The sequence below is a fragment of the Janthinobacterium sp. GW821-FHT03C10 genome, from assembly GCF_059420865.1.
This window is the reverse complement of sequence record NZ_JBWKUN010000001.1, coordinates 1,239,839-1,262,097: the sequence shown is the minus strand read 5'-3', so window position 1 is coordinate 1,262,097 and position 22,259 is coordinate 1,239,839. Positions and strand designations below refer to the sequence as shown.

General features: G+C 65.8%; 23 protein-coding genes. 8 read left to right on the top strand and 15 right to left on the bottom strand.

Translation table 11 applies throughout. The annotated features are described in order from the left end of the window. Nucleotides 1-124: 124 nt before the first annotated feature. From AC07VH_RS05385 to AC07VH_RS05315, 15 genes are all read right to left on the bottom strand, one after another. Nucleotides 125-490: a YgiW/YdeI family stress tolerance OB fold protein gene (locus tag AC07VH_RS05385; RefSeq protein WP_475414455.1), complete on the bottom strand. Its 366-nt coding sequence runs from the start codon at nt 488-490 to the stop codon at nt 125-127. Between the two features lie 27 nt (nt 491-517). Further along, entirely contained in the window at nt 518-1,090 is a 573-nt protein-coding gene (locus AC07VH_RS05380) for a prepilin-type N-terminal cleavage/methylation domain-containing protein (RefSeq protein ID WP_475414456.1), read from the bottom strand. A gap of 86 nt (nt 1,091-1,176) precedes the next feature. Beyond that, nucleotides 1,177-1,896, bottom strand: a complete 720-nt coding sequence (locus AC07VH_RS05375) for a hypothetical protein (RefSeq protein ID WP_475414457.1) — start codon at nt 1,894-1,896, stop codon at nt 1,177-1,179. Beyond that, nucleotides 1,896-2,669, bottom strand: coding sequence for an ABC transporter permease subunit (locus AC07VH_RS05370; RefSeq protein WP_494787036.1), 774 nt, complete (start codon nt 2,667-2,669; stop codon nt 1,896-1,898). The genes AC07VH_RS05375 and AC07VH_RS05370 overlap by 1 nt, the downstream gene beginning before the upstream one ends. Then, nucleotides 2,669-3,379 (bottom strand): type II secretion system protein, encoded by a 711-nt coding sequence (locus AC07VH_RS05365; RefSeq protein WP_475414459.1) that lies wholly within the window; start codon nt 3,377-3,379, stop codon nt 2,669-2,671. Before AC07VH_RS05365 ends, AC07VH_RS05370 begins: the two co-directional genes overlap by 1 nt. Continuing rightward, nucleotides 3,376-4,098: a hypothetical protein gene (locus tag AC07VH_RS05360; protein WP_494787035.1), complete on the bottom strand. Its 723-nt coding sequence runs from the start codon at nt 4,096-4,098 to the stop codon at nt 3,376-3,378. The genes AC07VH_RS05365 and AC07VH_RS05360 overlap by 4 nt, the downstream gene beginning before the upstream one ends. Further along, the gene (locus AC07VH_RS05355; protein ID WP_494787034.1) at nt 4,095-4,505 is read right to left on the bottom strand and encodes a hypothetical protein; all 411 of its coding nucleotides are present in this window, start codon (nt 4,503-4,505) and stop codon (nt 4,095-4,097) included. Before AC07VH_RS05355 ends, AC07VH_RS05360 begins: the two co-directional genes overlap by 4 nt. Beyond that, the gene (locus tag AC07VH_RS05350) at nt 4,502-5,206 is read right to left on the bottom strand and encodes a hypothetical protein (protein WP_475414462.1); all 705 of its coding nucleotides are present in this window, start codon (nt 5,204-5,206) and stop codon (nt 4,502-4,504) included. The genes AC07VH_RS05355 and AC07VH_RS05350 overlap by 4 nt, the downstream gene beginning before the upstream one ends. Continuing rightward, the gene (locus AC07VH_RS05345) at nt 5,203-6,756 is read right to left on the bottom strand and encodes a hypothetical protein (protein ID WP_494787033.1); all 1,554 of its coding nucleotides are present in this window, start codon (nt 6,754-6,756) and stop codon (nt 5,203-5,205) included. Before AC07VH_RS05345 ends, AC07VH_RS05350 begins: the two co-directional genes overlap by 4 nt. Before the next feature lie 21 nt (nt 6,757-6,777). Continuing rightward, nucleotides 6,778-7,983, bottom strand: coding sequence for a type II secretion system F family protein (locus AC07VH_RS05340; RefSeq protein WP_475414464.1), 1,206 nt, complete (start codon nt 7,981-7,983; stop codon nt 6,778-6,780). Then, complete coding sequence (locus tag AC07VH_RS05335; protein WP_475414465.1) at nt 7,983-9,686, bottom strand: GspE/PulE family protein; 1,704 nt, start codon at nt 9,684-9,686, stop codon at nt 7,983-7,985. The genes AC07VH_RS05340 and AC07VH_RS05335 overlap by 1 nt, the downstream gene beginning before the upstream one ends. 7 nt (nt 9,687-9,693) lie before the next feature. Beyond that, a complete protein-coding gene (locus AC07VH_RS05330) occupies nt 9,694-11,130 on the bottom strand; it encodes a tetratricopeptide repeat protein (RefSeq protein ID WP_494787031.1) in 1,437 nt (478 codons plus the stop codon). Further along, a complete protein-coding gene (locus AC07VH_RS05325; RefSeq protein ID WP_494787029.1) occupies nt 11,127-13,082 on the bottom strand; it encodes a secretin GspD/PilQ domain-containing protein in 1,956 nt (651 codons plus the stop codon). Before AC07VH_RS05325 ends, AC07VH_RS05330 begins: the two co-directional genes overlap by 4 nt. Nucleotides 13,083-13,189: 107 nt before the next feature. Continuing rightward, nucleotides 13,190-14,569, bottom strand: a complete 1,380-nt coding sequence (locus AC07VH_RS05320) for an ExeA family protein (RefSeq protein WP_494787028.1) — start codon at nt 14,567-14,569, stop codon at nt 13,190-13,192. Next, entirely contained in the window at nt 14,566-15,294 is a 729-nt protein-coding gene (locus tag AC07VH_RS05315) for an ABC transporter ATP-binding protein (RefSeq protein ID WP_494787027.1), read from the bottom strand. The genes AC07VH_RS05320 and AC07VH_RS05315 overlap by 4 nt, the downstream gene beginning before the upstream one ends. Before the next feature lie 208 nt (nt 15,295-15,502). On the opposite strand from AC07VH_RS05315, the gene AC07VH_RS05310 reads away from it, so the two are divergent. The 8 genes from AC07VH_RS05310 (at nt 15,503) to AC07VH_RS05275 (ending at nt 22,129) form a co-directional block, all read left to right on the top strand. Beyond that, nucleotides 15,503-17,206, top strand: a complete 1,704-nt coding sequence (locus AC07VH_RS05310; protein ID WP_494787026.1) for a GspE/PulE family protein — start codon at nt 15,503-15,505, stop codon at nt 17,204-17,206. A gap of 1 nt (nt 17,207) precedes the next feature. Next, nucleotides 17,208-18,443, top strand: a complete 1,236-nt coding sequence (locus AC07VH_RS05305; protein ID WP_475414471.1) for a type II secretion system F family protein — start codon at nt 17,208-17,210, stop codon at nt 18,441-18,443. Beyond that, a complete protein-coding gene (locus tag AC07VH_RS05300) occupies nt 18,443-18,949 on the top strand; it encodes a type II secretion system protein (RefSeq protein ID WP_494787025.1) in 507 nt (168 codons plus the stop codon). Before AC07VH_RS05305 ends, AC07VH_RS05300 begins: the two co-directional genes overlap by 1 nt. A gap of 77 nt (nt 18,950-19,026) precedes the next feature. Next, nucleotides 19,027-19,530 carry a type II secretion system protein gene (locus AC07VH_RS05295; RefSeq protein ID WP_475414473.1) on the top strand — a complete coding sequence of 168 codons (504 nt, stop codon included), beginning with the start codon at nt 19,027-19,029 and terminating at the stop codon, nt 19,528-19,530. Between the two features lie 110 nt (nt 19,531-19,640). After that, on the top strand, nt 19,641-20,228 hold the full coding sequence (locus AC07VH_RS05290) for a pilus assembly FimT family protein (protein WP_475414474.1): 588 nt from the start codon (nt 19,641-19,643) through the stop codon (nt 20,226-20,228). After that, the gene (locus tag AC07VH_RS05285; RefSeq protein ID WP_489630654.1) at nt 20,218-20,775 is read left to right on the top strand and encodes a type IV pilus modification PilV family protein; all 558 of its coding nucleotides are present in this window, start codon (nt 20,218-20,220) and stop codon (nt 20,773-20,775) included. Before AC07VH_RS05290 ends, AC07VH_RS05285 begins: the two co-directional genes overlap by 11 nt. Further along, nucleotides 20,772-21,674: a prepilin-type N-terminal cleavage/methylation domain-containing protein gene (locus AC07VH_RS05280; RefSeq protein ID WP_489630655.1), complete on the top strand. Its 903-nt coding sequence runs from the start codon at nt 20,772-20,774 to the stop codon at nt 21,672-21,674. Before AC07VH_RS05285 ends, AC07VH_RS05280 begins: the two co-directional genes overlap by 4 nt. Then, the gene (locus tag AC07VH_RS05275; RefSeq protein WP_494787024.1) at nt 21,671-22,129 is read left to right on the top strand and encodes an agglutinin biogenesis protein MshP; all 459 of its coding nucleotides are present in this window, start codon (nt 21,671-21,673) and stop codon (nt 22,127-22,129) included. Before AC07VH_RS05280 ends, AC07VH_RS05275 begins: the two co-directional genes overlap by 4 nt. The last annotated feature ends 130 nt before the right edge of the window (nt 22,130-22,259 follow it).

The following is a 22,259-nucleotide window of genomic DNA, read 5'->3' as shown; positions in this document are numbered from 1 at the left end:
AAAAGATGCTAGACGAAATTGATTGTTCTGACAAGCCTAGTTTCTGGGGTGGAAAAAAGGTTGCGCGAGGCATACAGAAGAGGGGGATGCCCCTCCCGCCGTGGCGGCGGGAGGGCAAGGCAGCTTACGGGACCACGGTCAGCACGTCGACATCGATTTCCGGGCTTTCCATGAAATCTTTTTCCACTTCGCCGCGGATTTCCACCCGGGTCCTGGCGTCGATCTTGCGGTTCATGAAGACCTTGTCGTCGATGTCCACGCGGATTTCCGCCGTGCCGTCGGAGAAGGTGTATTTCTCGTTGCCCACTTTGCGCAGCAGGTGGCCGCGCAGCACGACGGCCTGGTCGTCGACGGGATTTTTCAGGATGGCGGCCACATTGCCGGGCGCGGCCGGGCCGGCCGACGGCCCCACGTATTGGGCGTGCGCGCCGCCGGCCAGCAAGGCGCAGGCGGCGGCCAGGGAGACGATGAGTTGGCGGTGCAGGGACATGGTATTCCTTCGATAGTGACTGGTGGCTTAGAAAAACACGGCGGTGCGGGGAATGATAGCACCGGTATTTCCATATGGCATATTCGCCCGGACGCTGCCCGTGCCGGCCACGCCATCGTCGAGTTTGCTGTCGATCTGCTCCGCGTAGCTTTCGGGCAGGTTGTCGAAGCGGATGCCGTTGCCGGCCCGTCCACCCACTTCGTCGTTGTACAGGTACACGGCGCCGCCCTGGGCGCTGGTCATGAATTGCGAGGTGCCGTTGAACGAGCCGGTAATGAAGCCGCCCAGCGCCAGGTGCTGCGGCGCCAGCGTGAATTCGCGCGGCTGGCCGTCGCCGATCTGGCCGTCGCCATTGCCGTTGCCGGCCGAATTGGGCACGTGCACGGTGCCCTGGATATCGTCGCCGGGCAGGGCGCGGAACTTGTCCTGGTAGGCGTTGACGGCGGCCGTCAGCGCATTCGACTGCTGGATGATGTTCTTCACCTTGGCGCTGTCGATCAAGCCTTGCCCCTTGAGCACGCCGCCGAGCAGCAAGCCGATGATGACCAGGACGATGGCGATTTCTACGAGCGTGAAGCCGTGCTGGCGGCGTGGGAGCATGGGATGTCCTTGGAAAAAGTACTGGTGCTTGGGATGGCAGTTTACTGCAAATGGCGCCGTGCGCGCACGGCATGTCGGACGGCGGCTCATGGCGCCGCCTTTTTCTTGTCGGCCAGTTCGTCGAGCCGGCGCGCGAGGAAGGCCAGCTCGTGCGGGTCGGTGATCTGGCCGCTGGCGATCAGGCCGCCGATCACCAGGCGCGCGCTGTCGAGCTGGTCCATGTCTTCCAGGATGAACGCTTCCATCTCGCGCACCCAGGCTGGCACGTGCGGCCCCGTCGCCAGCCGGCGCAGTGCGCGGGCATAGGCGAGCGCCAGCGGCAGGTCGTGCAACTGGTGCTTGGCCACCAGCGCCGCCTGCGCCATCGCGGGCCAGCGGTGCTGCGGGTCGGCGGCGAAGCTGGCGGCGACAAAATCGAGCATGCGCCGCGCGCGCTGCGGATCGGCCACGCCCGCGTACACTTCGCTGGCGGCCACCAGCGCATACCGGCTGCGCGGGTCCAGCGTTTGCGCCGTCTCCAGCCAGCCGGCCAGGCGGTCATAGTCGAGCTCGCGCCACGGCAAGCTGACGCCGGGCTGGTCCTCGAACGATTGCAGGTACAGCAGCATGGCCTTGGCCATGGCCAGCGGCTCGCCCAGGCTGGCCAGGCGCGCCACGGCTGCCGGCGGCGCGGCGGGCAGGGGCCGCGCTTGTGGCGGTGCGTGCTGCTGCGCCATGCGCCAGCCCAGCTGCAGCAGCACGCAGGCCGCCAGCAGCCAGCACAGGGGGCGCGGTACGCTCGACCACGGACGCTGGGCGGCGGCCATCAGATGTTCCTGCGGTAAAAGTCGCACAGCGCGCAGCTGGCCAGCAAGCCGACATAGATGGCCGTTTGCGCCGCCACGCTGCCCAGGGCTTGCCAGTCGCCGGTCGCATACAGCAGCCACTCCGTGCGCGCAAAGGCGTCGAGGCGGGGCAGCAGCAGGGCCAGCACGTCGATGGCGCCGGCCGTGGCGCGCTGCACCAGGGAGTCGCCCGCCTGCGGGCCGTGCGCGAGTAACTGCAGGCTGCCCAGCATGCGCGCCAGCACATAGAAGCCACCCGTGGCGGCCAGCGCGGGCAGGGCCTGCTGCAGGCTGGCCGCGCACAGCAGGCTGAAGGCGGCGACGATCCATAATTCCCCCAGCAAGGACAGCGCCCACAGCGCGCTTTGCGCGGGCGCGGCGAACAGCGCCATCAGCAGGCCGAACAGCATGGCGGGCACGGTCGCCAGCGCTGCATAGCCCAGCAGTTTTCCCAGCAGGTAGGCTGCGCGCGGCATGGGTAAGGCCAGCAGCAATTCGAGGCCCCGGTCGGCCGCCTCGCGCGCCATGCTGGTGATGATGAACGTGGCCAGCAGGAAGACGCCGGCCAGGCGCAGGGTGGCCGCCAGCAGCGCCGCCTGCACGGCGCCGCTTTCCGTCAGCGCCAGTTGCTGCAGGAAGCCGGCCAGGCCGGCGCCGGCGCAGGCGGCCAGCAGGAACAGCCACGGCAGGCGGCTGCGCAGCACTTCGAGCAGCGTGTAGCGGGCGATGGTGAGGGCGGGCAGGAGCATCGGCATCAGCGGGGCAGCCTCTGCGCCGCCACCATGCGGTTGAACAGGATGTTCGGCGACAGCCAGACGACGATATCGTCGAACTCGCCGCCGGGCTGCTGCGCGCCGCTGGCGGCGCGGCTGATGAAGGTGGTGGCGTTCGATGCATTGTTGCGCTCGTCGACATTGTTGCCGAAAGGCACAGCCTGGCGCTGGCCCTGCACGTTCGTGGCGCCAAAGCCGTTCTTGCCGTGCGACATGATCATGGCGGGAATGTCCTGCAAGGCCGTCGCCTGCAGCAGCGCGCCGCCACTGCGCGTGACGATGCTGATGTCGCGCGGCGTGCCCAGGTTGAACTGCTGTTCGCTGTCGCTGAAGGCCGGCGTCACGCTGTAGCGGAACAGATGGTTCCAGCTGTCGCCCTGACGCAGCCCTAGTGTAGCCCACGGCAGGAAGCCGGCGCGCTTGTCGCCCGTGCAGCGGGCGCCGCGCCGGTCTTCCAGGCCATTGCCGGCGGAAATGGCGGGACACGGCAGGTAGCCGTAGCGCAGCGCGTAGCCCGTCAGCGCTTCTTTCGCTTCATTCAGCGCCTGTTGCGTCTCGGCCACCTTGCGCTGTTCCAGCTGCACGGTCAAGGGCGTGACCAGGCCGCCGATCATCAGGCCGACGATGACGAGCACGATGGCGATCTCGATCAGGGAAAAGCCGCCCTGGCGGCGCGCATGGCGGGCGCTCATGGCAGGTTGCGCGCGGCGCGCATGCGTTGGTACAGGGTGGGCAAGGTAATCCAGGTCAGCATGTCGTCAAAGGCGCCACCGGGCAGCGTGGCAAGTTCGGTGGCGGGGCGGTTAATGAAGCGGCGGCTGGCGCCGTCGTTGGCGGCTTCGTCGATATTGCCGTGCGCCGTATTGATCTGCGGCACGCCGCTGGCGGCCGTGCCGTAGCGATCTTTGCCTTGCGAGAACAGCACGACGGGCAGGCATTGCGCGCTGACGTCGCACTGCTCCTGCCCCGCCACGTAGGCGAATTCGCCGCGCCCGTCGCGGCGCAGCACGGCTCGGTTGGCGACGGCGGAAAACGAGACGATGGGGGCGCGCGCCATTTCCGGCGTGACGCTGTAGCGCAGCAGCTTGCCCCAGGCGTCGACGCCGTCCACGCCCAGCGCCACCCACGGCAAGAAGCCGCTGCACTCGGCGTCGCCGGCGCAGTCGGCGGGCCGTTCGCGCCCGTCGAGGGCGGAGGCGGCAGGGCGGGGCAGGCGGCCGTTGACGGCCGCAAAGCCCAGCAAGGCGTCGCGCGCCTGCGCCAGGGTGGCCAGGGTGCGCTGCTGGCGTTCGGCCTCGCCCGTGTTGCGCCCGAAGGCGCCGATCAGCAGGCTGGCCGCGCCCAGGCCCAGCACGGCCACCAGCAGCAGCAGGGCGGCGCCGCGCTGGCGATGCGCCTGGCGCGGCGTCATGGCGGCGCCTCGGTGACCGTGCCGCTGGCCGGGTCGTAGCGCTGGCCGGGTTTCAGCAGCACCACCTGGCCCGTCGACAGGCGCAGGGTCAGGCTGCCGGGCTGCTCACGCGCAAGATGGTTGTGCGGCTCGTTCTGCGCTTCCTGATTCAGCCAGACGGTGGAGCGGCCGCTGCTGCGCTGTACCACGCCATTCAATTCCACGGGCGAGGCGGGTGGCGGCGGTGGCTGAGGCGGCGCAGGCGTCAGGGCGGGATCGGCCGGCGGCGGCCCGTAGCGCTGCGCGTCGAGCTGGGTGCGCTGCTCGGGCGACAGGAACAATCGCCCCAGCTGCGGCGACTGTGCCTGTGCCTGGGCCGTCAGCGCGGCGCCAGCCAGCAGCGCACACAGGACGAGGGGGATCCTCATGGCCGCCCCGGCACGGGCGCGCTGCCCAGGGTCAGCCACAGCAGCTCGCATTCGGCGCCCAGAGTGGGCGCCATAGCGCCCGTGGCGATCGCGTTGCCTGTGCCTGGCCCGGCCCCGGCCGCCGCGTGGCGCTTGAGCGTGCAATCCTGCACGGCGAAATAGCCGGCCTGGCGCAAATCGCCGAGCAGGTTCAGCAAATCCATCTCGTGCAGCAAATCCATCTGCAGGCGCATGCGGCTGCCGTGCAGCTGATATTGCCCCATCACCATGGGCAGCGGCACTTGCAGCCCCTGCTGCGGGCTGATGTCATAGCTGACCGGCAGCAGCTTGCGCTGTTCCTGGCTGCGGCGGATGGCATCGATCCAGGCCAGGCGGTTTTCCTCGCCGATCAGGCCGCGCTGGCGCAAGGCCAGGAATTGCGGTTCGTAGGCGCGGATTTCCTGCTTTTCCGCTTCCGCATGGTTGAACAGGAGGGCGGCCGCCGAACGCGTGCGCTGGGCCAGGTCCAGCTGCTGCGCTTCGCGCGCGCGGTAGGCGATGCTCAGGCTCAGCAGCACCAGGCTGGCCAGCATGGTCAGCGCAAAGCACAGCAGGGCGCGGCGTATCAGGTGCAGTTCGCCCAGCCAGGCGGGCAGGGTGCGCGCGGGCGCGCCCGCGCGCTGCATGCCGGGCAGGGGCGGCTGCTTGACGGGGCCGCTCATGGCTGCCACGCGAGCAAGAGGGTGAAGCGGGCCTGGCTGTCCGGAGCCGGGGCGGCGCTCTTGCCGGACAGGGCCGCGCTGGGGCGCAGGTCGAGCGGCGTTTCCTCGATCGTCACCTGCATGCCCGGCTGGCGCGCCAGCGTTTGCGCGAAGGCCGTGATGGCGGCCAGGGCCGCGCGGTAATCGTTGTTCGGCATGGCCACGTCCGCTTCCAGGCGCAGCGCCTGCGGCGGCGCGACGGGAATGCCGGCCTGGGTGCTGCCGGTCGTGCCGCCTTGCTGCTGCGGCTGGCCGCTGGCCGTGCGCGCGGGCGCCTGGCCCGCATGCCAGTGCAGCTGGCCCAGCGCGACTTGCGGCGCCTGGTCCAGCGCGGCGCTCAGCATGCCCAGCAGCCGGCCCGGCTCCGGCGCCTGACTGGCGATCATGTGGCCCAGGGTCACGGCCACTTTCATATTCTGCGTCTTGGCCGGCGCCGGCGCCTGGGTCGACATGACGTTGCGGTAGCGCTCCTGGTAGGACGCCGTTTCCTGCGCCAGGCGCTGCGTGGCGGCGCCGTCGGCTATGCCGCCAAGCAAGTTAATCGCGCACCACAGGGCAGCCGACGCGCCGATCAGCGTGCTGGCGCCATACAGCGTCTTGCGCGCGCGCTGGAAGTGGTAGTAGCGGGCCAGCGCCCCGGGCGGATAGTGGCTGGACGGCGGATGCTTGCCCAGCAAAGTCAGCAGTAATTCGTCGGCCAGCGCCGGGGTCCGGCGCAAGCCCACCCGTGCGCCCGCCAGCTGCAGGTCGATGAAATGGTAGGCCACTTCGACGCCGTTGTCGCACAGCAGTTCGAGCTTGGCGATTTGCGCGGCCGGCGCCAGGATGACGGTATTCAAGACGTCGCCGCGCGCCAGCATGCGTGTGCTGGTGAGAAATTGCCGCGTCTTTTCCGTTTCCAGCGCGATATTCACGGCCACGCCGTCGAGCGCGATGGTGGCCGTCTGGCGCGAAAAGCGCAGCTGGCCCTTTTCGTAGTAGCTTTGCCGCAAGCCGCCCGATTGCTGCGTCACCAGCAGCAGGTGTTCGTGCGCGATCGCCAGCTTTCTGACCAGCGCGATACTGAGCAGGCTGGTCGAGTAAATGCCGGCCACGGGCACGCGCAGGTGTTCGAGCGCCTCCGTCCACGGCTGCAGCAGCGATGGATTGGTCAGCGCAAAGAACAGCACCTGGTCATCGTGGCGGCCCGTGCTTTCGCGGCCCAGCAGGGTACTGCCGCGGTAGGGCGTGTCGCGGTGCAATTGCTGCTTGCGCCGCTCCAGCAAGGCCCGGCCCGCCTTGCCGCGCACGTGGGGCAGCAGCTGGCGCTGGAAATCTTCCTCGATCAGGTCCGTCAGCAGGTAGGCGGGCACGTCGAGCCGCTGCGCCTGCGGATCTTCCAGCCACGCGGCGAAACCGTCCAGCCCGGCCGCGCTGGCGGGGAAGACGTGGCCCTGGCCCAGCACGCCGTGGTCCCAGTCGTAGGCGCACAGCGCGTCGCTGGTAATGTAGAGTAATTGTTTGCGGAACACGGCGGTCTCAGGCCTCGGGTCTCAAGTTTTCATCGTGCTGATGGTGTCGTAGATCGGCCCCAGCACCGACAGCATGATCCAGCCCAGCAGCAAGCCCAGGATGACGGTCATGGCGGGCTCGATCATGGCTTGCACTTTTTCAATCAATTCCTTCACTTCGCGGTTGTAAAAGTAACTGACATTGCGCAAGGCCGTGTCCAGCGAGCCCGTGGCCTCGCCCACCTTCAGCATGCGGATCACCAGCGGCGGGAAGATGCCCGTGTGCTGGAAGGCGGCCGTCACGCCATGGCCTTCGCTGATCAGCTGGGCGGCGCGGCGCAGGCCGGCCGCCACCACCTGGTTGCCGGCGATGCCTTCGGACAGGCGGATGCATTCGAGTATCGTGATGCCGGAAGCATACATCAGGGCAAAAAACGTGGCGAAGCGGGCCAGGATGATCTTGTGCAGCACGGGGCCGACCAGCCACAGCCGCAGTTTCAAGCCATCCCAGGCATAGCGGGCCGCCTCGCTGCGGCGGATCAGCGCGCGCAGGCCGAAAAACAGCAGCGCGGGCAAGGCCAGCAGCACATACCAGTAATCGATGAACACATTCGATACAAAGATCAACACGCGCGTGTGCAGCGGCAGCTCGCCGCCCATGTTGCGGATGAAGGCCGTCAGCTGGGGCACCAGATAAATCATCAGGAAAAACGTCACGCCCGCCACCACCAGCGCGACGATGATCGGGTACATGACGATCTTGCGCGTCTGCGAGGCCAGCTCGTCCTGCCATTTCAGGCTTTCCGACAGGTTCTTGAACACTTCGGCGATCTTGCCGCTCTGTTCGCCCGCCAGTATCAGGCTGGTAAACGTGGCGTCGAAGATGTCGCCATGCTGGGCCAGCGCGCCCGACAGCGGCAAGCCGCCCTCGATGCTTTCGATCAGATCCGTGACGACTTCGCGCAGGCGCGGGTGGTCCGTGCTTTCACGCAAGTCGTTCAAGCCTTCCAGGATGGGTACGCCCGCGCCCGTCAACTGTTCCATGTGGAAACAGAAATTGATGAGGTCGCGGCGGTGGATGATCCGCTTGCCCAGCAGCACCAGATACTGGCCCGTGATCTTGCAGTCGATCAAGTCGAGCTGCATGCGGTGCAAACGCGCTTCCAGGTCCGGCACGTTGGCCGCCTCCATGCTGCCGGGAATCAAAGTGCCGGCGGCATCCATGGCGCGGTAGACATATTGCGCCATCAGGCCAGCCTTTCCGTCAGATCGACCACGCGGCCCACTTCTTCCAGTGTGGTGGCGCCTTCCATCACGCGGCGCATGCCGTCGTCGACGATGCCCTTGAAGCCGGCCGCGCGCGCCGCGTTCTTCAATTCGCGCGAACTGGCGCGGCGCGCCGTCAATTCATCGAGTTCGGGCGTCATCTTGAGGATTTCCATGATGGCCAGGCGGCCCTTGTAGCCCTGGTGCGCGCAGCGCTCGCAGCCCACGGCGCGGCAGATGGACACGGGCGCATCGCTTGCTGCCAGGCCCAGCAGGCGGCGCTCGACGTCGTCGGCGATCACGGTTTCCTTGCAATGCGGACACAAGCGGCGTACCAGGCGCTGCGCCACGATGCCGATGATGTTGCCGGCCATGATGTCGGGCAGGATGCCGATGTCGAGCAGGCGCGAGATGGAGCCGATGGACGAGTTCGTATGCAGGGTGGAATACACCTGGTGGCCCGTCATGGCGGCGGCAAACGCCATTTCCGCTGTTTCGCGGTCGCGGATCTCGCCCACCAGGATGATGTCCGGGTCTTGCCGCATCATCGAGCGGATGCCGTCGGCAAAGCCCAGCTTGACGGATTCGTTGACGGAAGTCTGGCGTATCATGTTCATCGGATACTCGACCGGATCTTCCAGGGTCATGATGTTGACGCTTTCCGTGTTGATGTGGTTGATGATCGAATACAAGGTGGTGGTCTTGCCGCTGCCCGTCGGGCCCGTCACGAGGATGACGCCGTCAGGGCGCGCGATCATCAGTTTCAGCAGGTTCAGTTCCGCTTCGGCCAGGCCCAGCGCATCGAGCGGGACGATGCCTTTTTGCCGGTCCAGCACGCGCAGCACGACGTTTTCGCCATGCGTGGTGGGCTGCGCCGAGGCGCGGAAGTCGATTTGCCGCCCGGAAAACTTGATGCTGATGCGCCCATCCTGCGGCGCACGTGCCTCGGCGATATTCATGTTCGACATCACCTTCAGGCGCACGGCCATGGCCGGCCAGTAGGATTTGTGCAGGCTGCGGATTTGCCGCAGGATGCCGTCGATGCGGTAGCGGATGCGCAGGAACGACTGTTCCGGCTCGAAATGGATGTCCGAGGCACCGTTCTGCACGGCGTCGGCCAGCAGCGCGTCGATCAGGCGCACCATGGGCTGGCTGTATTCGTCCGAGGGCGAGGCCATGCTCTGGTAGCTGACTTCGCCCGTTTCGATTTCGTGCAGGATGCCGTCGATCGACAATTCAAAACCATAGTACTGGTCGATGGCGCGCGAAATGTCCGATTCATTGACGAGCACGGTGGAAATCGTGATGCCCTTGACCAGCATGGCGCTGATCTGGTCAAGCGCGACGATGTTGCTGGTGTCGGCCATGGCCAGGATCAGATTGTCCGCCTGCCGTTCATATACGATGGGAAAGACGCGGTAGCGCTTGGCCACGTCCTTCGGGATCAGTTTCAGGGCGATGGCATCGACCACCAGGCTCGACAGGTCCGCGCTGACCTGTTTCAGGTTTTCGCTGAGCGCTTCGCGCACGGTTGCTTCCGTGACGAAGCCCAGGGTGATCAGCAGCTTGCCCAGCGGTTCGCTGCTGCGCCGCTGCTCGATCAGGGCGATGCGCAGCTGGTCCTCGCTGATCACGCCTTTCTGGATCAGCAATTTGCCCAGCGGAAGTTTTGCCTGTTCTGCCATGTAGTGCTTATTCCTGACGGGGTGGGGTGATGAGCGGTTCGGCCGGGGCCGCCGGCGCGGGGGCCGCCAGTTCGCGCAAACGCGTTTGCACGACGGCCTGGTCGAAGGCGGCTGGCGTGGCGCGCGCCAGGGTCAAGGCGCGCTGGTAATACGTGGCGGCCAGCCGGGGCTGGTTCAGCCGGTCCAGGCCCACGGCCAGGTTGAAGGCGTAATCGGGATTGCCGGGCGCGGCGCCGTAGGCGCGGAAGAACTGCTGCTGCGCTTCGTTCCAGCGGCGCTGCTTGGCGTACAGATTACCCAGTGCAAACAGCACGGGGCCGCTGTCGGGGGTACGGGCCAGGATGGCTTTCAGCCTGGCTTCGCTCTGCACCACGTCGCCCTGGCGCAGGCCGATCAGGCCGGCCAGCGCCTCGCCATCGTCGGGATTGATTTCCAGCAAACGCACATACAAGGCCGCCGCCTGCGCGCCCTGGTTCTCGCGCAGGGCCACTGCCGCCAGGCCCAGCAGCGCATCGCGGTTGTTGGCATCCTGCCTCAGCACCGTTTCATATTGCTGGCGAGCAAGGCCCAGCTGGCCCCCGTTGAAGGCCTGGTAGGCTTGCTGCACGCCGGGGTTGATTTGCGGCGCCGTCTCGTTGCGCAGCACCTGGATCTGGCTATTGTCGGGCGCCATGACCGGCGGCAGGCTGGGCGGCGCAGGCGGCGGCAGTTGCGCCAGCTGGGCGGCCACGGCCGCTTGCGCTGCCGCCTGGATCATCGCCTGCTGTTCCGCCGCGCCGGCTGGCGGGCGCTGTTCGCGCGGCACGTCCTGCGGCAGCGGTGCGGGCGCGTCCGGCGTGGCGCCGCCCGCCGCAGGCAGCACCACGATGGGACCGGCAACGCCGGCCGTGCCCGGGGCGTCCGTCAGCGGCATGGGCACGCCGGGCAGGTTGGCGCCCGCGCCGGGGCTGGTGCTGGCGCGCCAGTACCAGTACGCCATGGCGCCGGCCACCAGCAGCAGCAGTGCCAGTAGCACGGCCAGACGCACGGTGGCCGGATCGACACTGATGGGACCGGCGGGGCCTTTCGGCGGCGGGTTGCTGCGGCTGGCGCGTGGCTTGGCGGGCGGCGGTTCCGGACGGGCGCGCGGCGGCTCGGGGGGCGGGCCGGGCTGCGCGCCTTGCTGTGTACCTTGCGGTGAACCTGGCTGCGGACCTGGCTGCGGACCTGGCCGGGCTGCGCTGGGCGATGGCGCGGGGGCGTCCGGCAGCGGTTCCAGGCTCAAGGTGCTTGCCGGCTGCACGGGCGGTGGCGCGGCAGGCACGGGACGGGGCGGCAGGGCGTCGGCCGGCGCCAGTTCCAGCACCTGGTCGTAGGCTTCCGACGGCTTTTCCAGTTCCTCGTCGGAAAGGCTGTTCTGCTTGGCGCGTTCGGCCTTCTTGAGCGCCTGCATCAGCAAGCTCATGGGACGTCTCCCTGCAGGCGTGCCTGCGGCTGGACGGCGGGCGCCGGCGGGCCATCCGTGTACGGCTGGCTGTTCAGCGGCGCCTGGCCGGGCAGCAGGTAGCGGTAGTCGCGGTAATCGCCGTCGATGCTGGCATCCTTGACCACCACGGGGCGCATGAAGATCACCAGCTCCGTCTTGCTGCTTGCCTCGTTACGATAGGTAAACAAATTGCCCACCAGGGGCAGGCTGGACAGGCCCGGCACGCCATCCTTGGCATTGTCGATGGAATCCTGCATCAGGCCGCCCATCACGGCGATCTGGCCGTTGCTCACTTTCATGATCGATTCCAGTTCGCGCGCCTGGATCACGGGCACGCGGCTCTGCACGCTGGCCGAGGTCAGGGCGGGATTCGGGTCTTGCACGTAGCCGACGATGCGCGTGATGGTGGGGCGCACATTGAGCGTGACTTCATCGCTGTCGGAAATCTGCGGCGTGACGCTCATGACGAAGCCGACGGGCACCGTTTCCAGTTTCGATTCATAGGTGGCCGGCGTGGTGATGGAGCCCGTCGAGCTGATCACGGCGGGCGTCACCTTGATGGTAAAGAAGACATTGTTGTCGACCACTTTCAGCATGGCCGTCTGATTGTTCAGCACGCTGATCTTGGGACTGGACAGCACTTTTACCTTGCCGAACGATTCGAGCAGCTGGATGGTCGTGGCGAAACTGTCCTTCATGTAGTTGAGCACGAAGATGCCGGGCGAGGTACCCGGCAGCACGCCGCTGGGCAGGGGCAGGGAGCCGACACGGCCCTGGTTCAGGCTCAGGCTGCCCGTCAGGCGCGACCAGTTGATGCCTTGCTGATATTCATTGCTTAGGCGCACCTCGATGATGGTCGCCTCGATCAGCACTTGCCGCTTGGCGCTATGCAACACGGCGTCGAGGAATGCGGCGATCTTTTCGTGCTGGCGGCCCGTGGCGCGCACGGCGATCAAGCCGCCTTCCACGTTGACGACGACGGACGAGGGGCTGCCCTTGTTGGCCAGTTTCAGCAGCGGCATGCCGTTCGCGTCGAGCGGCTGGGACGGGTTCGCGTTGGCGTTGCCCTGCTGCTGGCCTGGCGCAGGCTGGCCGCCATTCGGATTGCCATACTGCATCGGCGGCTGGCTGCCGTATGGATTGCCGCCCTGATTCTGCTGCTGGCCTGGCTGGCCCGCTTGTCCCTGCTGGCCTTGCGTATTGCCCTGGGCCGCCGTCAATTGCTGGTTCAGCTGCGCCAGCGGGTCCAGCTGCACGTCGTTGAGCGTGGTCTCGCGCAGCAGGTCGCGGATATTCTTTTCCAGGCTGTACCAGAAGTTATTTTCCGAACGATTCACGACCAGGGTGGTCGAATTGTTATTGCCATTGCCGCCGCTGCCCTGGGTGCTGCCAACGGGGTTGCTGGCGTTGCTCGATCCGCCGCCCGCCGTGGAAATTTGCGTGGCGATATTCACGCTGCTGTTGGTGCTGCGCGCCATGTTGACGTAATCGACCTTGTAATTGCGCCAGACGGGCGCGTCGGGCAGCACCGTCAGGTTCTTGCCATCGATTTCGTAGCGCATATCGACTTGCTTGCCGATACGCGTCAGCAATTGCGGCAGAGTCTGGTTCAGCGCATTCAGGGTGACGCTGCCTTCGATCTGCGGGTGAATGTCGATATTCATGCCCGCGTCGCGCGCCAGCGCAAACAGCAGCGATTGCACGGGCACCTTGTGCACGGTGACGCTGTAGGTTTCCACCTTGGGCGCGGGCAAGGGCGCGGCCAGCGCGCTGCTTTGCTGCACCGGTTCGGGAATGGCGCCGCCGGGGACGGGCGCGGTATTGAGGTGGGCAGGCGACAGCGGCATTTGATGCGTGGCGCAGCCGGACAGCATGCTGCCGCAGGCGAGGGCGACCCAGGATGCCAGCACAGGAATAGGGTGTTGATTCATGAAAAGTTCGCCCTTGAAGTCATGTTGTGCTTTTGTAATTTTACCCAGCATGATCGCCTAAAAGCAATCGGCTGTGCGGGCCCTGGAGGCAATATACCGAAATAAAGTCAGGGGGTGCCACGCGCCGTTTGTGCCGGCGCCGTGGCTTTCATTTCCATGCGGATACTCTCTATGTCGCTCAGCAATATTTTCCGTGGCGACGTGGGGGCGATCCTGGTCCAGACGGCTTCGGCGCTGGCCCGGTCGGCAAAGCTGCCATAGACGATGTCCAGGCGCGCGGCGGCGCTCGCGGGCGCTGCGCCGGGCAGGCGAAACACGTGGATGTCGCGCAGGCCGATGGCTTGCTGCGCTTGCCGCAGGAAAGTTTCCGCGGTGACCGTTTCGGTGGCGGGCAGGCTGGCGATCTGCAGCACCAGCTGCTGCGGCCCTTGCCGTGTCAGCCAGTCGCGCGATTCGGCCAGCTTGCTGTCGAGCAGCGTCGATGGCGCTGGCGGCGGTGTGCGCGGCACTGCGATGCCCGGTGTTTGGGCCGGCGTCAGCCATTGCCACAGCAGCGCGGCGGTCAGCAGCAGCATCAGCGCGCACAAGGCGCCCGCCAGCAGCTTGCCCGCATGCCAGGGCGGACGGTGGAAAGGGCTGTCGGCGATGGCCAGGCGCACGTGGCGCGCGCGGATTGCCTGCGCATCGTCCGCAAACGCGGCCAGCAAGGCCTTGTCGGCCAGGATATTGACCCTGCGCACGATGCCCTGCGCCGCGCGCGCCAGCCGGCGCAGGGCGGCCGGCGTAAACATCAGCGGCGCGATGCGGCCGGCGGCGGCCAGGCGGCACGCCAGATAGTCGTTCAGCAAGGCTTGCGGCAGGCGCGGCACGGTGAAACTGTGGGTGATGCGCTCCTTCAATTGGCGGAACTGGGGCATATCCAGGGTGTGCTGCAATTCCGGCTGGCCAAACAGGACGATCTGCAGCAGCTTGTGGCTGGCCGTTTCCAGGTTCGTCAGCAGGCGCAGCGCTTCCAGCGTGGCGCCCGGCATGGCTTGCGCTTCCTCGGCCAGCAGCACCACCTGGCGCCCCGCCGCATGCCGGGCGATCAGCTCGCCGTGCAGGGCGCGCAGCACGGCATCGGCGCGGCATCCGTCCAGTTCCAGGCCCAGTTCGGCGGCGATGGCGTGCAGGACGTCGTCCGGCTCCAGGCGGGGATTGAGCAGGTACAGCACGTCGACCTGGGGCGGCAGGCGTTCGGCCAGCATGCGGCACAGCATGGTCTTGCCGCTGCCCACCTCGCCCGTCAGCTTGATGATGCCTTCGCCTTGCATGACGGCATACAGCAGCGCGTCCAGCAGTTCGCCCCGCGTATTGCCGGGATAGAAGAAGGCGGGGTCCGGCGTGATGCCGAACGGAGCCGTGCGCAAGCCGAAATGGCGCAGATACATGCCGTGCGGGGACGGTGCGTAGGGCCGCCCGGCAGGCGCCTGTTCGGGACCGTTCATGTCGCGATGCAATTGAGGAAAGCCTGTTCCAGGCTGGCGTCTTCCGCGCCGCCATGGCGCGCGCGGCATTCGGCGGGCGTGCCCGTAAACACGATGCGGCCCCCATGCAGGATGGCCATGCGGTCGCACAATTCCTCCACGTCGGCCAGCGCATGCGAGGTGAGCAGGGCGCCGCGGCCCTGTGCGCGCGCTTGCCGCAGCACTTGCTTGAACTGCGCGCGCGCCTTCGGGTCGAGTCCGCTCATCGGTTCGTCCAGCACCAGTTGCGGCTTGCCCGACAGCATGCAGGCGGCCAGCCCCAGTTTCTGCATCATGCCTTTCGAATACGCGCGCGCGGGGCGCTGCAGGACGTCCGGCGCCAGGTCCAGCGCGTCCAGCGCCTGCTGCACGGCTTGCGCATCGGGCCGCACATGGTGCAGGCGCGCCAGGTAGCGCAGGAAGTCGTCGCCCGTCAGGTAATAGGGCGCCTGGAAGCGTTCCGGCAGAAACGACAGGGGCTGGCGCGCCGCGCCATGCCGGTGCGGCTGGCCGAAGATGGCGATGTCTCCCCGCTCGGGCGTGCAGAAGTCGAGCAGGCATTTGAGCAGGGAAGTCTTGCCCGCGCCATTCACGCCGACCAGACCGAACAGTTCCCCCGCGCGCACCTGCAAGTCGATGCCGCGCAGCACGGCGCTGCCGGCCAGCTGCAGATGCACGTTGTGGAATTCGATGGCGCAGGCGTTCATAGGGGCAATGGGCGGCAGGCAAGACGGTGAACGACCGCCATTATTGCCATGGGCGCAGGTGGGCGGCAAGTGTTTCCTTGCAGAGTGTTGAAATGCGCAAAAATCAAACGATGGAATGTATTTTCTTTAAGAAACAACAGGTTCTGGAATAAAATACCTGCGCACGCCGCTGGCGCGCATCGTCTGAAGAATTTGTCGAGGAGCAAGCATGGCAAGGCCAGAGAAAGTCCGGCTCGGTGAAATTTTGGTGCAGCAGAAATTGCTGACGGAAGAACAGTTGGGCCAGGCCTTGACGGAACAGAAGCGTTCGGGACGCAAGCTGGGCCGCGTTTTTGTCGAGCACGGCTTCGTCACGGAAGAGCAGATTTCGGGTGCGCTGGCGCGCCAGCTCGACATTCCCTATATCAATCTGAAGTTTTTCAACATCAATCCCGAACTGGTGCGGCTGCTGCCGGAAACCCAGGCGCGGCGTTTCCGCGCGCTGGTGCTGGAAGACCGCCGCGAGGGCTTGCTGGTCGGCATGTCCGATCCCACGGACCTGTTTGCGTACGATGAAATCTCGCGCCTGGTCAAGCGCCAGATCGAACTGGCCGTGGTCAATGAAACGGAAGTGCTGGCCGCCATCGACCGCATCTACCGCCGCACGGAAGATATTTCCACGCTGACGCGCGAGCTGGAGCAGGACCTGGGCGACGTCTCCGTCGACTTCGGCGCGCTGGCCGCCAATCCGGGCCTGGAAGAGGCGCCCATCGTCAAGCTGCTGCAATCGGTGTTCGAGGATGCCACGCAGGTGCGCGCCTCGGACATCCACATCGAACCGCAGGAAGGCCGGCTGCAGATCCGCTTCCGCATCGACGGCGTGCTGCACCTGCAGACGGAAGCGGACAGCAAGATCGCCAGTTCGCTGGCGCTGCGCCTGAAACTGATGTCGGACCTCGATATTTCCGAGAAACGCTTGCCGCAGGACGGCCGCTTCGCCATCCGCGTGAAAAACCAGCGCATCGACGTGCGTATTTCCACCATGCCGACGCAGTACGGCGAATCGGTGGTGATGCGCCTGCTGAACCAGGGCGGCACGACCTTGCGCCTGGACGCCATCGGCATGCCGCCCAAGCTGGTGCAGCAGTTCCGCGCCATCGTCAGCCGCCCGAACGGCCTGGTGCTGGTGACGGGGCCGACCGGCAGCGGCAAGACGACGACCTTGTATTGCGCCTTGTCCGAACTCAATTCGGTGGAAAAAAAGCTCATCACGGTGGAAGACCCCGTCGAGTACCGGCTGGCGGGCATCAACCAGGTGCAAGTCAACGAGAAGATCGAGCTGAACTTTGCCAGGGTGCTGCGCTCGGCCCTGCGGCAAGATCCCGACATCGTGCTCGTCGGCGAGATGCGCGACCAGGAAACGGCACAGATCGGCTTGCGCGCCGCCATGACGGGCCATCTGGTGCTGTCGACCCTGCATACGAACGACGCCATCAGCACGCCGCTGCGCCTGATGGACATGGGCGTGCCGCGCTACATGGTGGGCAGTTCGCTGCAAGCCGTGCTGGCGCAGCGCCTGGTGCGCGTGATCTGCGAAAGCTGCAGCACGCCGTACGCGCCCACGCCGAATGAATACGAATGGCTGCGCCTGGAACTGGGCGAGCTGGTCGAACGCAACCAGTACTTCCACGGCAAGGGCTGCTCGCATTGCAACGGCATGGGTTACCGGGGCCGCACGGGCGTGTACGAATTGCTGGAAATCACGCGCGCCGTGGCCGACGCCGCCAACCATGCCGATCCATCCCACTTCATGAAGGTGGCGACGGCGCAGATGGCGGGCGAGACCCTGCGCCGCCACGCCGTGCAGCTGGTGGTCCAGGGCCGCACGACGGTGATGGAAGCGATGCGCATCAGCAACCAGAGCGAGGATTGAGGTGCCGTTTTTCTCCTACAAGGCGCGCAGCGCCAGCGGCGAATTGCTGACCGGCGTGATGGAAGGCGCCGACAGCGGCGCCGTGGCCGATCAATTGATGGCGGGCGGCAGCACGCCCGTCGACATCAGCGTGACCAAACAGACGGTGACGAAGGCCGGCGCCAACCAGCTGGGCTGGTGGGACAAGCTGACCGAGAAAAAAGTCACGCCCATGGACGTGCAGCTGTTCAGCCGCCAGCTGTACACGCTGCTCAAGGCGGGCGTGCCCATCATGCGCGGCCTGGCCGGCTTGCAGGAGTCCGCCATCAGCCCCGCGTTCGGGCGCATCATCAAGGACGTGCGCGAATCGCTCGATGCGGGGCGCGAACTGTCGGCCGCCATGGCGCGCCATCCCGCCATCTTCACGCCGTTCTATCTGTCGATGGTGCGCGTGGGGGAAATGACGGGGCGCCTCGATGAAGTGTTCCTGCGCCTGTTCGATCACCTGGAATTCGACCGCGACATGCGCGCGCGCGTGAAGTCGGCCACGCGCTATCCGACCTTCGTCGTCTTCGCCATGGTCGCCGCCATGATCGTGGTGAATATCTTCGTCATTCCCCAGTTCGAGAAGGTGTTCGCCAGTTTTCATGCGGAACTGCCGCTGATGACGCGCATCCTGATCGGCACTTCGCGCCTGACGGTGGCTTACTGGCCCATATTGCTGCTGCTGGGCGTGGGCGGCTTTTTCGGCTGGCGCGCCTGGCTGCGCACGAAAGAGGGGCTCTATAAATGGGACCGCGCCAAGCTGCGCCTGCCGATCGCCGGCAAGGTTATCCTGAAAGGCACGATGGCGCGTTTTGCCCGCAGCTTCGCCCTGTCGAGCACCAGCGGCGTGCCCATCGTGCAGGCCCTGACGGTGGTGTCGCAAACGGTCGACAACACGTATTTGAGCGCGCGCGTGGAGCAGATGCGCGACGGCGTCGAGCGGGGCGAAAGCATCTTGCGCACTTCGGTGGCGGCCGGCGTCTTCACGCCCGTGGTGCTGCAGATGATCGCCGTGGGCGAGGAATCCGGTTCGCTCGACGATTTGATGGACGAGATCGCGGACATGTACGAGCGCGAAGTCGACTATGAATTGAAGACCCTGTCGGCGCAGATCGAGCCGATTTTGATCGTCTTCCTCGGGGCCATGGTGCTGGTGCTGGCGCTGGGCATCTTCCTGCCGATCTGGGACCTGGGCCGGGCGGCCCTGCACTGATGGCAAAACCGTTCCGCCAGCGCGGTTTCACGCTGTTCGAACTGGCGGTGGTGGCGAGCCTGTTCGCCATTCTGGTGGCGGTGTTCCTGAACCGCGTCGGCGATTACCATCAGCAGGCGCAGCAGGTGGCCATGGCGCAGACGCTGGGGGCCTTGCGCACCAGCTTGCGGGTGCAGGTGCTGCAGCTGTATCTGGCGGACGGGCGCGCAAGGATACCGGCGCTGGCGCGGCAAAACCCGTTCGACTGGCTGGCCGACAAACCGGCCAACTACCTGGGCGAGTTCGATGCCCCCGAGCTCGATAAATTGCCTAGTGGCAATTGGCTTTACGACAGAAAAGAGCAAAAAATCATCTATTTGTTTAGTAATGGCAATATTTTTCCTGGTACAGGGCTTGATGCAGTGAAATTTAAGGTAATCTTGCCAGGTGTAGATGCCGATCTTGAGAAGCTCGCCCAGGAACCCGATATCGTGGTGTGGAAATCGCCGGACTCTGCAGCAAAGTGACGCGCTTCCTGGCCCGGCGCAGCGATAGTTTCATGTGTTGGTTTTGATGTTTTTATTTGATTTTGGAGAAAGCAAGAATGAACAAGTCTTTACGTAGTATGCAAAGCGGCGCCCAGGCGGGTTTTACCCTGATCGAACTGGTCGTCGTCATCGTGATCCTCGGCATCCTGGCAGCCACGGCGATTCCTAAATTCGTCGACATGTCGACCGATGCGCGCATCGCCAAGATGCAGGCGGCGACGGGCGCATTGAAGTCCGGCTCGGCCTTGTTCCACGCACAATGGCTGGTCAAGGGGTCGCCTGCGGACAGCGTTGCCGTCACCATGGAAGGCACGGACGTCAAGGGCATCAGCGGCTACCCGGGCATCGCGGCGCCTGGCATCGCTGCGGCGGCAGGCGGCCTGGTTGACTACGATATCGCCACCGTTGCGCCAACAGCGACCGTGTTGACTGTATTGCCTGACAACAAACGTACAAATTGCAAGGTGACCTATACGGCTGCTGTGCCTGCGGCAGGCACGACGCCGGCCCTGCCAGCAGTGGTTGACGCGACGGCCCTGACGTCGGCCAACTGCAGTTAATCCGGGCGTGCAGATGCCGTGCCGGCAAGCTGGCACGGCCGCGCCATGTTTCCGCCCGCCCAACGCCAGGCTACGCCGGTTGGGCTTTTTTACGGGTATTTCCATTGTCCTTGCCATCGATCAACTTGCCGCAACGTGTGGCGCTACCGCAGGCCAGGCTGCGGCGCCGCGCGCGCGGCTTCACCTTGATCGAGCTGGTGGCCGTGCTGGTGCTGGCCGGCTTGCTGGCGACCTTTGCCGTGAGCCGGTTTTTCCAGCGCGACACGTTTGATGCGCGCAGTTTTGCCGACCAGGTGACGAATATCGTGCGCTACGGGCAAAAGCTGGCGGTGGCGCAAAACCGTGCCGTGTATGTCCACATCATTGACAAGAAAAGCGTGGCCCTGTGCTTCGATGCCGTTTGCAGCGCCGCCGAGAAGGTGGTGCCGCCCACGGGCAGCAATAGCGGCAGCAAGGAGACGCTGCAGTATTGTGTGGAAACCAACTGGCTGTGCGAAGGCCGTCCGTCCGGCGTCACCCTGTCCACCGATCCCGTCGATACGGCGGGCTTTTATTTCGACGCGCTGGGCAAGCCGTATAAGCTGGTCAACGTGTTTCCGGACGCATCGACCTTCCCGGCGCGGCTGAAAATCAGCATCCTGGGCGATGGCATGCAGCGCGACGTCACCGTCGAAGGGGAGACGGGTTATGTCCATTAGCCAGCGGCGCCGGCGTGAACGCGGCGTGACCCTGATCGAACTGGTGCTGTTCATCGTCATCGTCGGCCTGGCCTCGGCCGCCATCCTGGGCGTGATGAGCCTGACCACCAGCCACAGCGCCGACCCGCAGCTGCGCAAGCAGGCGCTGGCGATTGCCGAAGGCATGCTGGAAGAAATCCAGCTGGCGCGGTTTACCTATTGCGATCCGCAAGACCCGGCCGCCCAAACGGCCACCAGTGCGGCCGGCTGCGCCATTCCGGAAGTGGCCGGGCAAGAGGCGGGCGGCGTAACGCGGCCCTTTGATAATGTCAACGATTATGTGAGCGCTTTTGGCACGGCGGTTGCTTACACGACCGATGCGCAGGGCCGCGTATGGGTACCCGGCGCCAGCCCGGCCTATACGGCGTGGGTGACGATCACCGAGGAATCCCTGCGCGGCCTGCCCGCCTCGGAAAGCCTGCATATCCAGGTCCGGGTGCCGTATGCGGACCAGCAGATCGTGCTCGACGGCTATCGCGTGCGCTATGCGCCAAATAGTATCCCATGAGAAATTCCCCCAACGCCAGGCGCCGCCCGCGCGGCTTTACCCTCGTCGAGATGGTCATCGTGATCGTCATCACGGGCATCATCGGCGCCATGGTCGCCGTCTTCATCCGCGTGCCCGTGCAAGGCTATATCGACACCACCGCGCGCGCCGCGCTGGCCGACACGGCCGATACGGCTGCGCGCCGCCTGACGCGCGACGTGCGCCTGGCCTTGCCCAACAGTGTGCGCGTGTCGAACGACGGCCTGTTTCTGGAATTGCTGCTGACCAAGACGGGCGGGCGCTACCTGAGCGACAGCGACCCGTCCGGCCTGGGCAACGTGCTGAGCTTTGATACCCCTCCCGACCCCAGCCTTCCATTGAACTTTACCGTCGTCGGCGCCATGCCTGCCGATGCCCTGGGCGCGCGCCAGGCGATCCGGGTGGGCGACCAGATCGTCGTCTACAACCTGGGCACGGATTACGCGCCGAACAATGCGTATGCGTGCAGCGCGGCGACTGGCTGTAACCGGGCGAGCGTGACGGGCGTGGCCGGCAACGTCGTCACGCTCGGCAGCTATCCCTTCACGACGGCGCCGGCGCCGCTGCCGTCGCCGTCGAACCGCTTTCAAGTGGTGTCCACGCCCGTCACCTATGCCTGCAACTTGTCGACTGGCACCCTGACCCGCTACGCCGGCTATGCCATCGTGGCCACCCAGCCGGTGGTGGAGGACGCCGCGCCGCTGGCCGCGGCGAATGGCGCCCAGCTGGCGCGCCAGGTGACGGCGTGCGCTTTCAGCTACGCCGTGCTGGCCAACGTGCAGCGGGGCCTGGTGAATATCGACCTGAGCCTGGGTGCGGCGAACAGCAATACGGGCGTGCTGCGCCTGGTGCAGCAGGTACAGGCGAGGAATACGCCATGACGCGCTTGCTGATCCCCCGCACGGGCCGCATGCGCGGCTTCAGCCTCGTCACGGCCATTTTCCTGCTGGTGGTGCTGGCCGCGCTGGCGGCCGTGATGGTGAATATCTCCACTTTCCAGCAGACGGAATCGGCGATGGATGTGCAGGGCGTGCGGGCCGAGCAGGCCGCGCGGGCGGGCCTCGAATGGGGCTTGCAGAAGCAGCTCGCCGCGAATCTGGCCACGGCACCGCCATGCATGGCGGCCACCTCGTTTGCCATGCCCGCCGGCAGCACGCTGTCGGCGTTCAGCGTCAGCATACAGTGCTCCATGGCGACGCAGCCGGGCACCTTGACCAGCTGGACCATCACGGCCACGGCCTGCAATCAGCCGGCCACGACCGGGCCGTTCTGCCCACATGCAGGCAACAACCCAGACTATGTCCAGCGCCGCCTGCAAGCCGTGCTGTCGCAGTAAGGTCAACTGCGTGAAAAAAAAGATCGCTAATTTATTGTTTTTACACAATAAAGTTGACTTCATGAATTAAAATTGGCTGGATGCATTAACTGCGCGACAAGATCGGGCAGGCACTTACACTGGATAGTTC

Coding starts and splice junctions, on each gene's coding strand:
- AC07VH_RS05370 (WP_494787036.1), bottom strand. CDS start 2,669: ATGCCGATGCTCCTGCCCGCCCTCACCATCGCCCGCTACACGCTGCTC.
- AC07VH_RS05320 (WP_494787028.1), bottom strand. CDS start 14,569: ATGAACGGTCCCGAACAGGCGCCTGCCGGGCGGCCCTACGCACCGTCC.
- AC07VH_RS05340 (WP_475414464.1), bottom strand. CDS start 7,983: ATGGCGCAATATGTCTACCGCGCCATGGATGCCGCCGGCACTTTGATT.
- AC07VH_RS05285 (WP_489630654.1), top strand. CDS start 20,218: ATGTCCATTAGCCAGCGGCGCCGGCGTGAACGCGGCGTGACCCTGATC.
- AC07VH_RS05365 (WP_475414459.1), bottom strand. CDS start 3,379: ATGAGCGCCCGCCATGCGCGCCGCCAGGGCGGCTTTTCCCTGATCGAG.
- AC07VH_RS05300 (WP_494787025.1), top strand. CDS start 18,443: ATGGCAAAACCGTTCCGCCAGCGCGGTTTCACGCTGTTCGAACTGGCG.
- AC07VH_RS05315 (WP_494787027.1), bottom strand. CDS start 15,294: ATGAACGCCTGCGCCATCGAATTCCACAACGTGCATCTGCAGCTGGCC.
- AC07VH_RS05330 (WP_494787031.1), bottom strand. CDS start 11,130: ATGAGCTTGCTGATGCAGGCGCTCAAGAAGGCCGAACGCGCCAAGCAG.
- AC07VH_RS05310 (WP_494787026.1), top strand. CDS start 15,503: ATGGCAAGGCCAGAGAAAGTCCGGCTCGGTGAAATTTTGGTGCAGCAG.
- AC07VH_RS05325 (WP_494787029.1), bottom strand. CDS start 13,082: ATGAATCAACACCCTATTCCTGTGCTGGCATCCTGGGTCGCCCTCGCC.
- AC07VH_RS05360 (WP_494787035.1), bottom strand. CDS start 4,098: ATGACGCCGCGCCAGGCGCATCGCCAGCGCGGCGCCGCCCTGCTGCTG.
- AC07VH_RS05295 (WP_475414473.1), top strand. CDS start 19,027: ATGAACAAGTCTTTACGTAGTATGCAAAGCGGCGCCCAGGCGGGTTTT.
- AC07VH_RS05385 (WP_475414455.1), bottom strand. CDS start 490: ATGTCCCTGCACCGCCAACTCATCGTCTCCCTGGCCGCCGCCTGCGCC.
- AC07VH_RS05375 (WP_475414457.1), bottom strand. CDS start 1,896: ATGGCCGCCGCCCAGCGTCCGTGGTCGAGCGTACCGCGCCCCCTGTGC.
- AC07VH_RS05275 (WP_494787024.1), top strand. CDS start 21,671: ATGACGCGCTTGCTGATCCCCCGCACGGGCCGCATGCGCGGCTTCAGC.
- AC07VH_RS05380 (WP_475414456.1), bottom strand. CDS start 1,090: ATGCTCCCACGCCGCCAGCACGGCTTCACGCTCGTAGAAATCGCCATC.
- AC07VH_RS05335 (WP_475414465.1), bottom strand. CDS start 9,686: ATGGCAGAACAGGCAAAACTTCCGCTGGGCAAATTGCTGATCCAGAAA.
- AC07VH_RS05355 (WP_494787034.1), bottom strand. CDS start 4,505: ATGAGGATCCCCCTCGTCCTGTGTGCGCTGCTGGCTGGCGCCGCGCTG.
- AC07VH_RS05280 (WP_489630655.1), top strand. CDS start 20,772: ATGAGAAATTCCCCCAACGCCAGGCGCCGCCCGCGCGGCTTTACCCTC.
- AC07VH_RS05350 (WP_475414462.1), bottom strand. CDS start 5,206: ATGAGCGGCCCCGTCAAGCAGCCGCCCCTGCCCGGCATGCAGCGCGCG.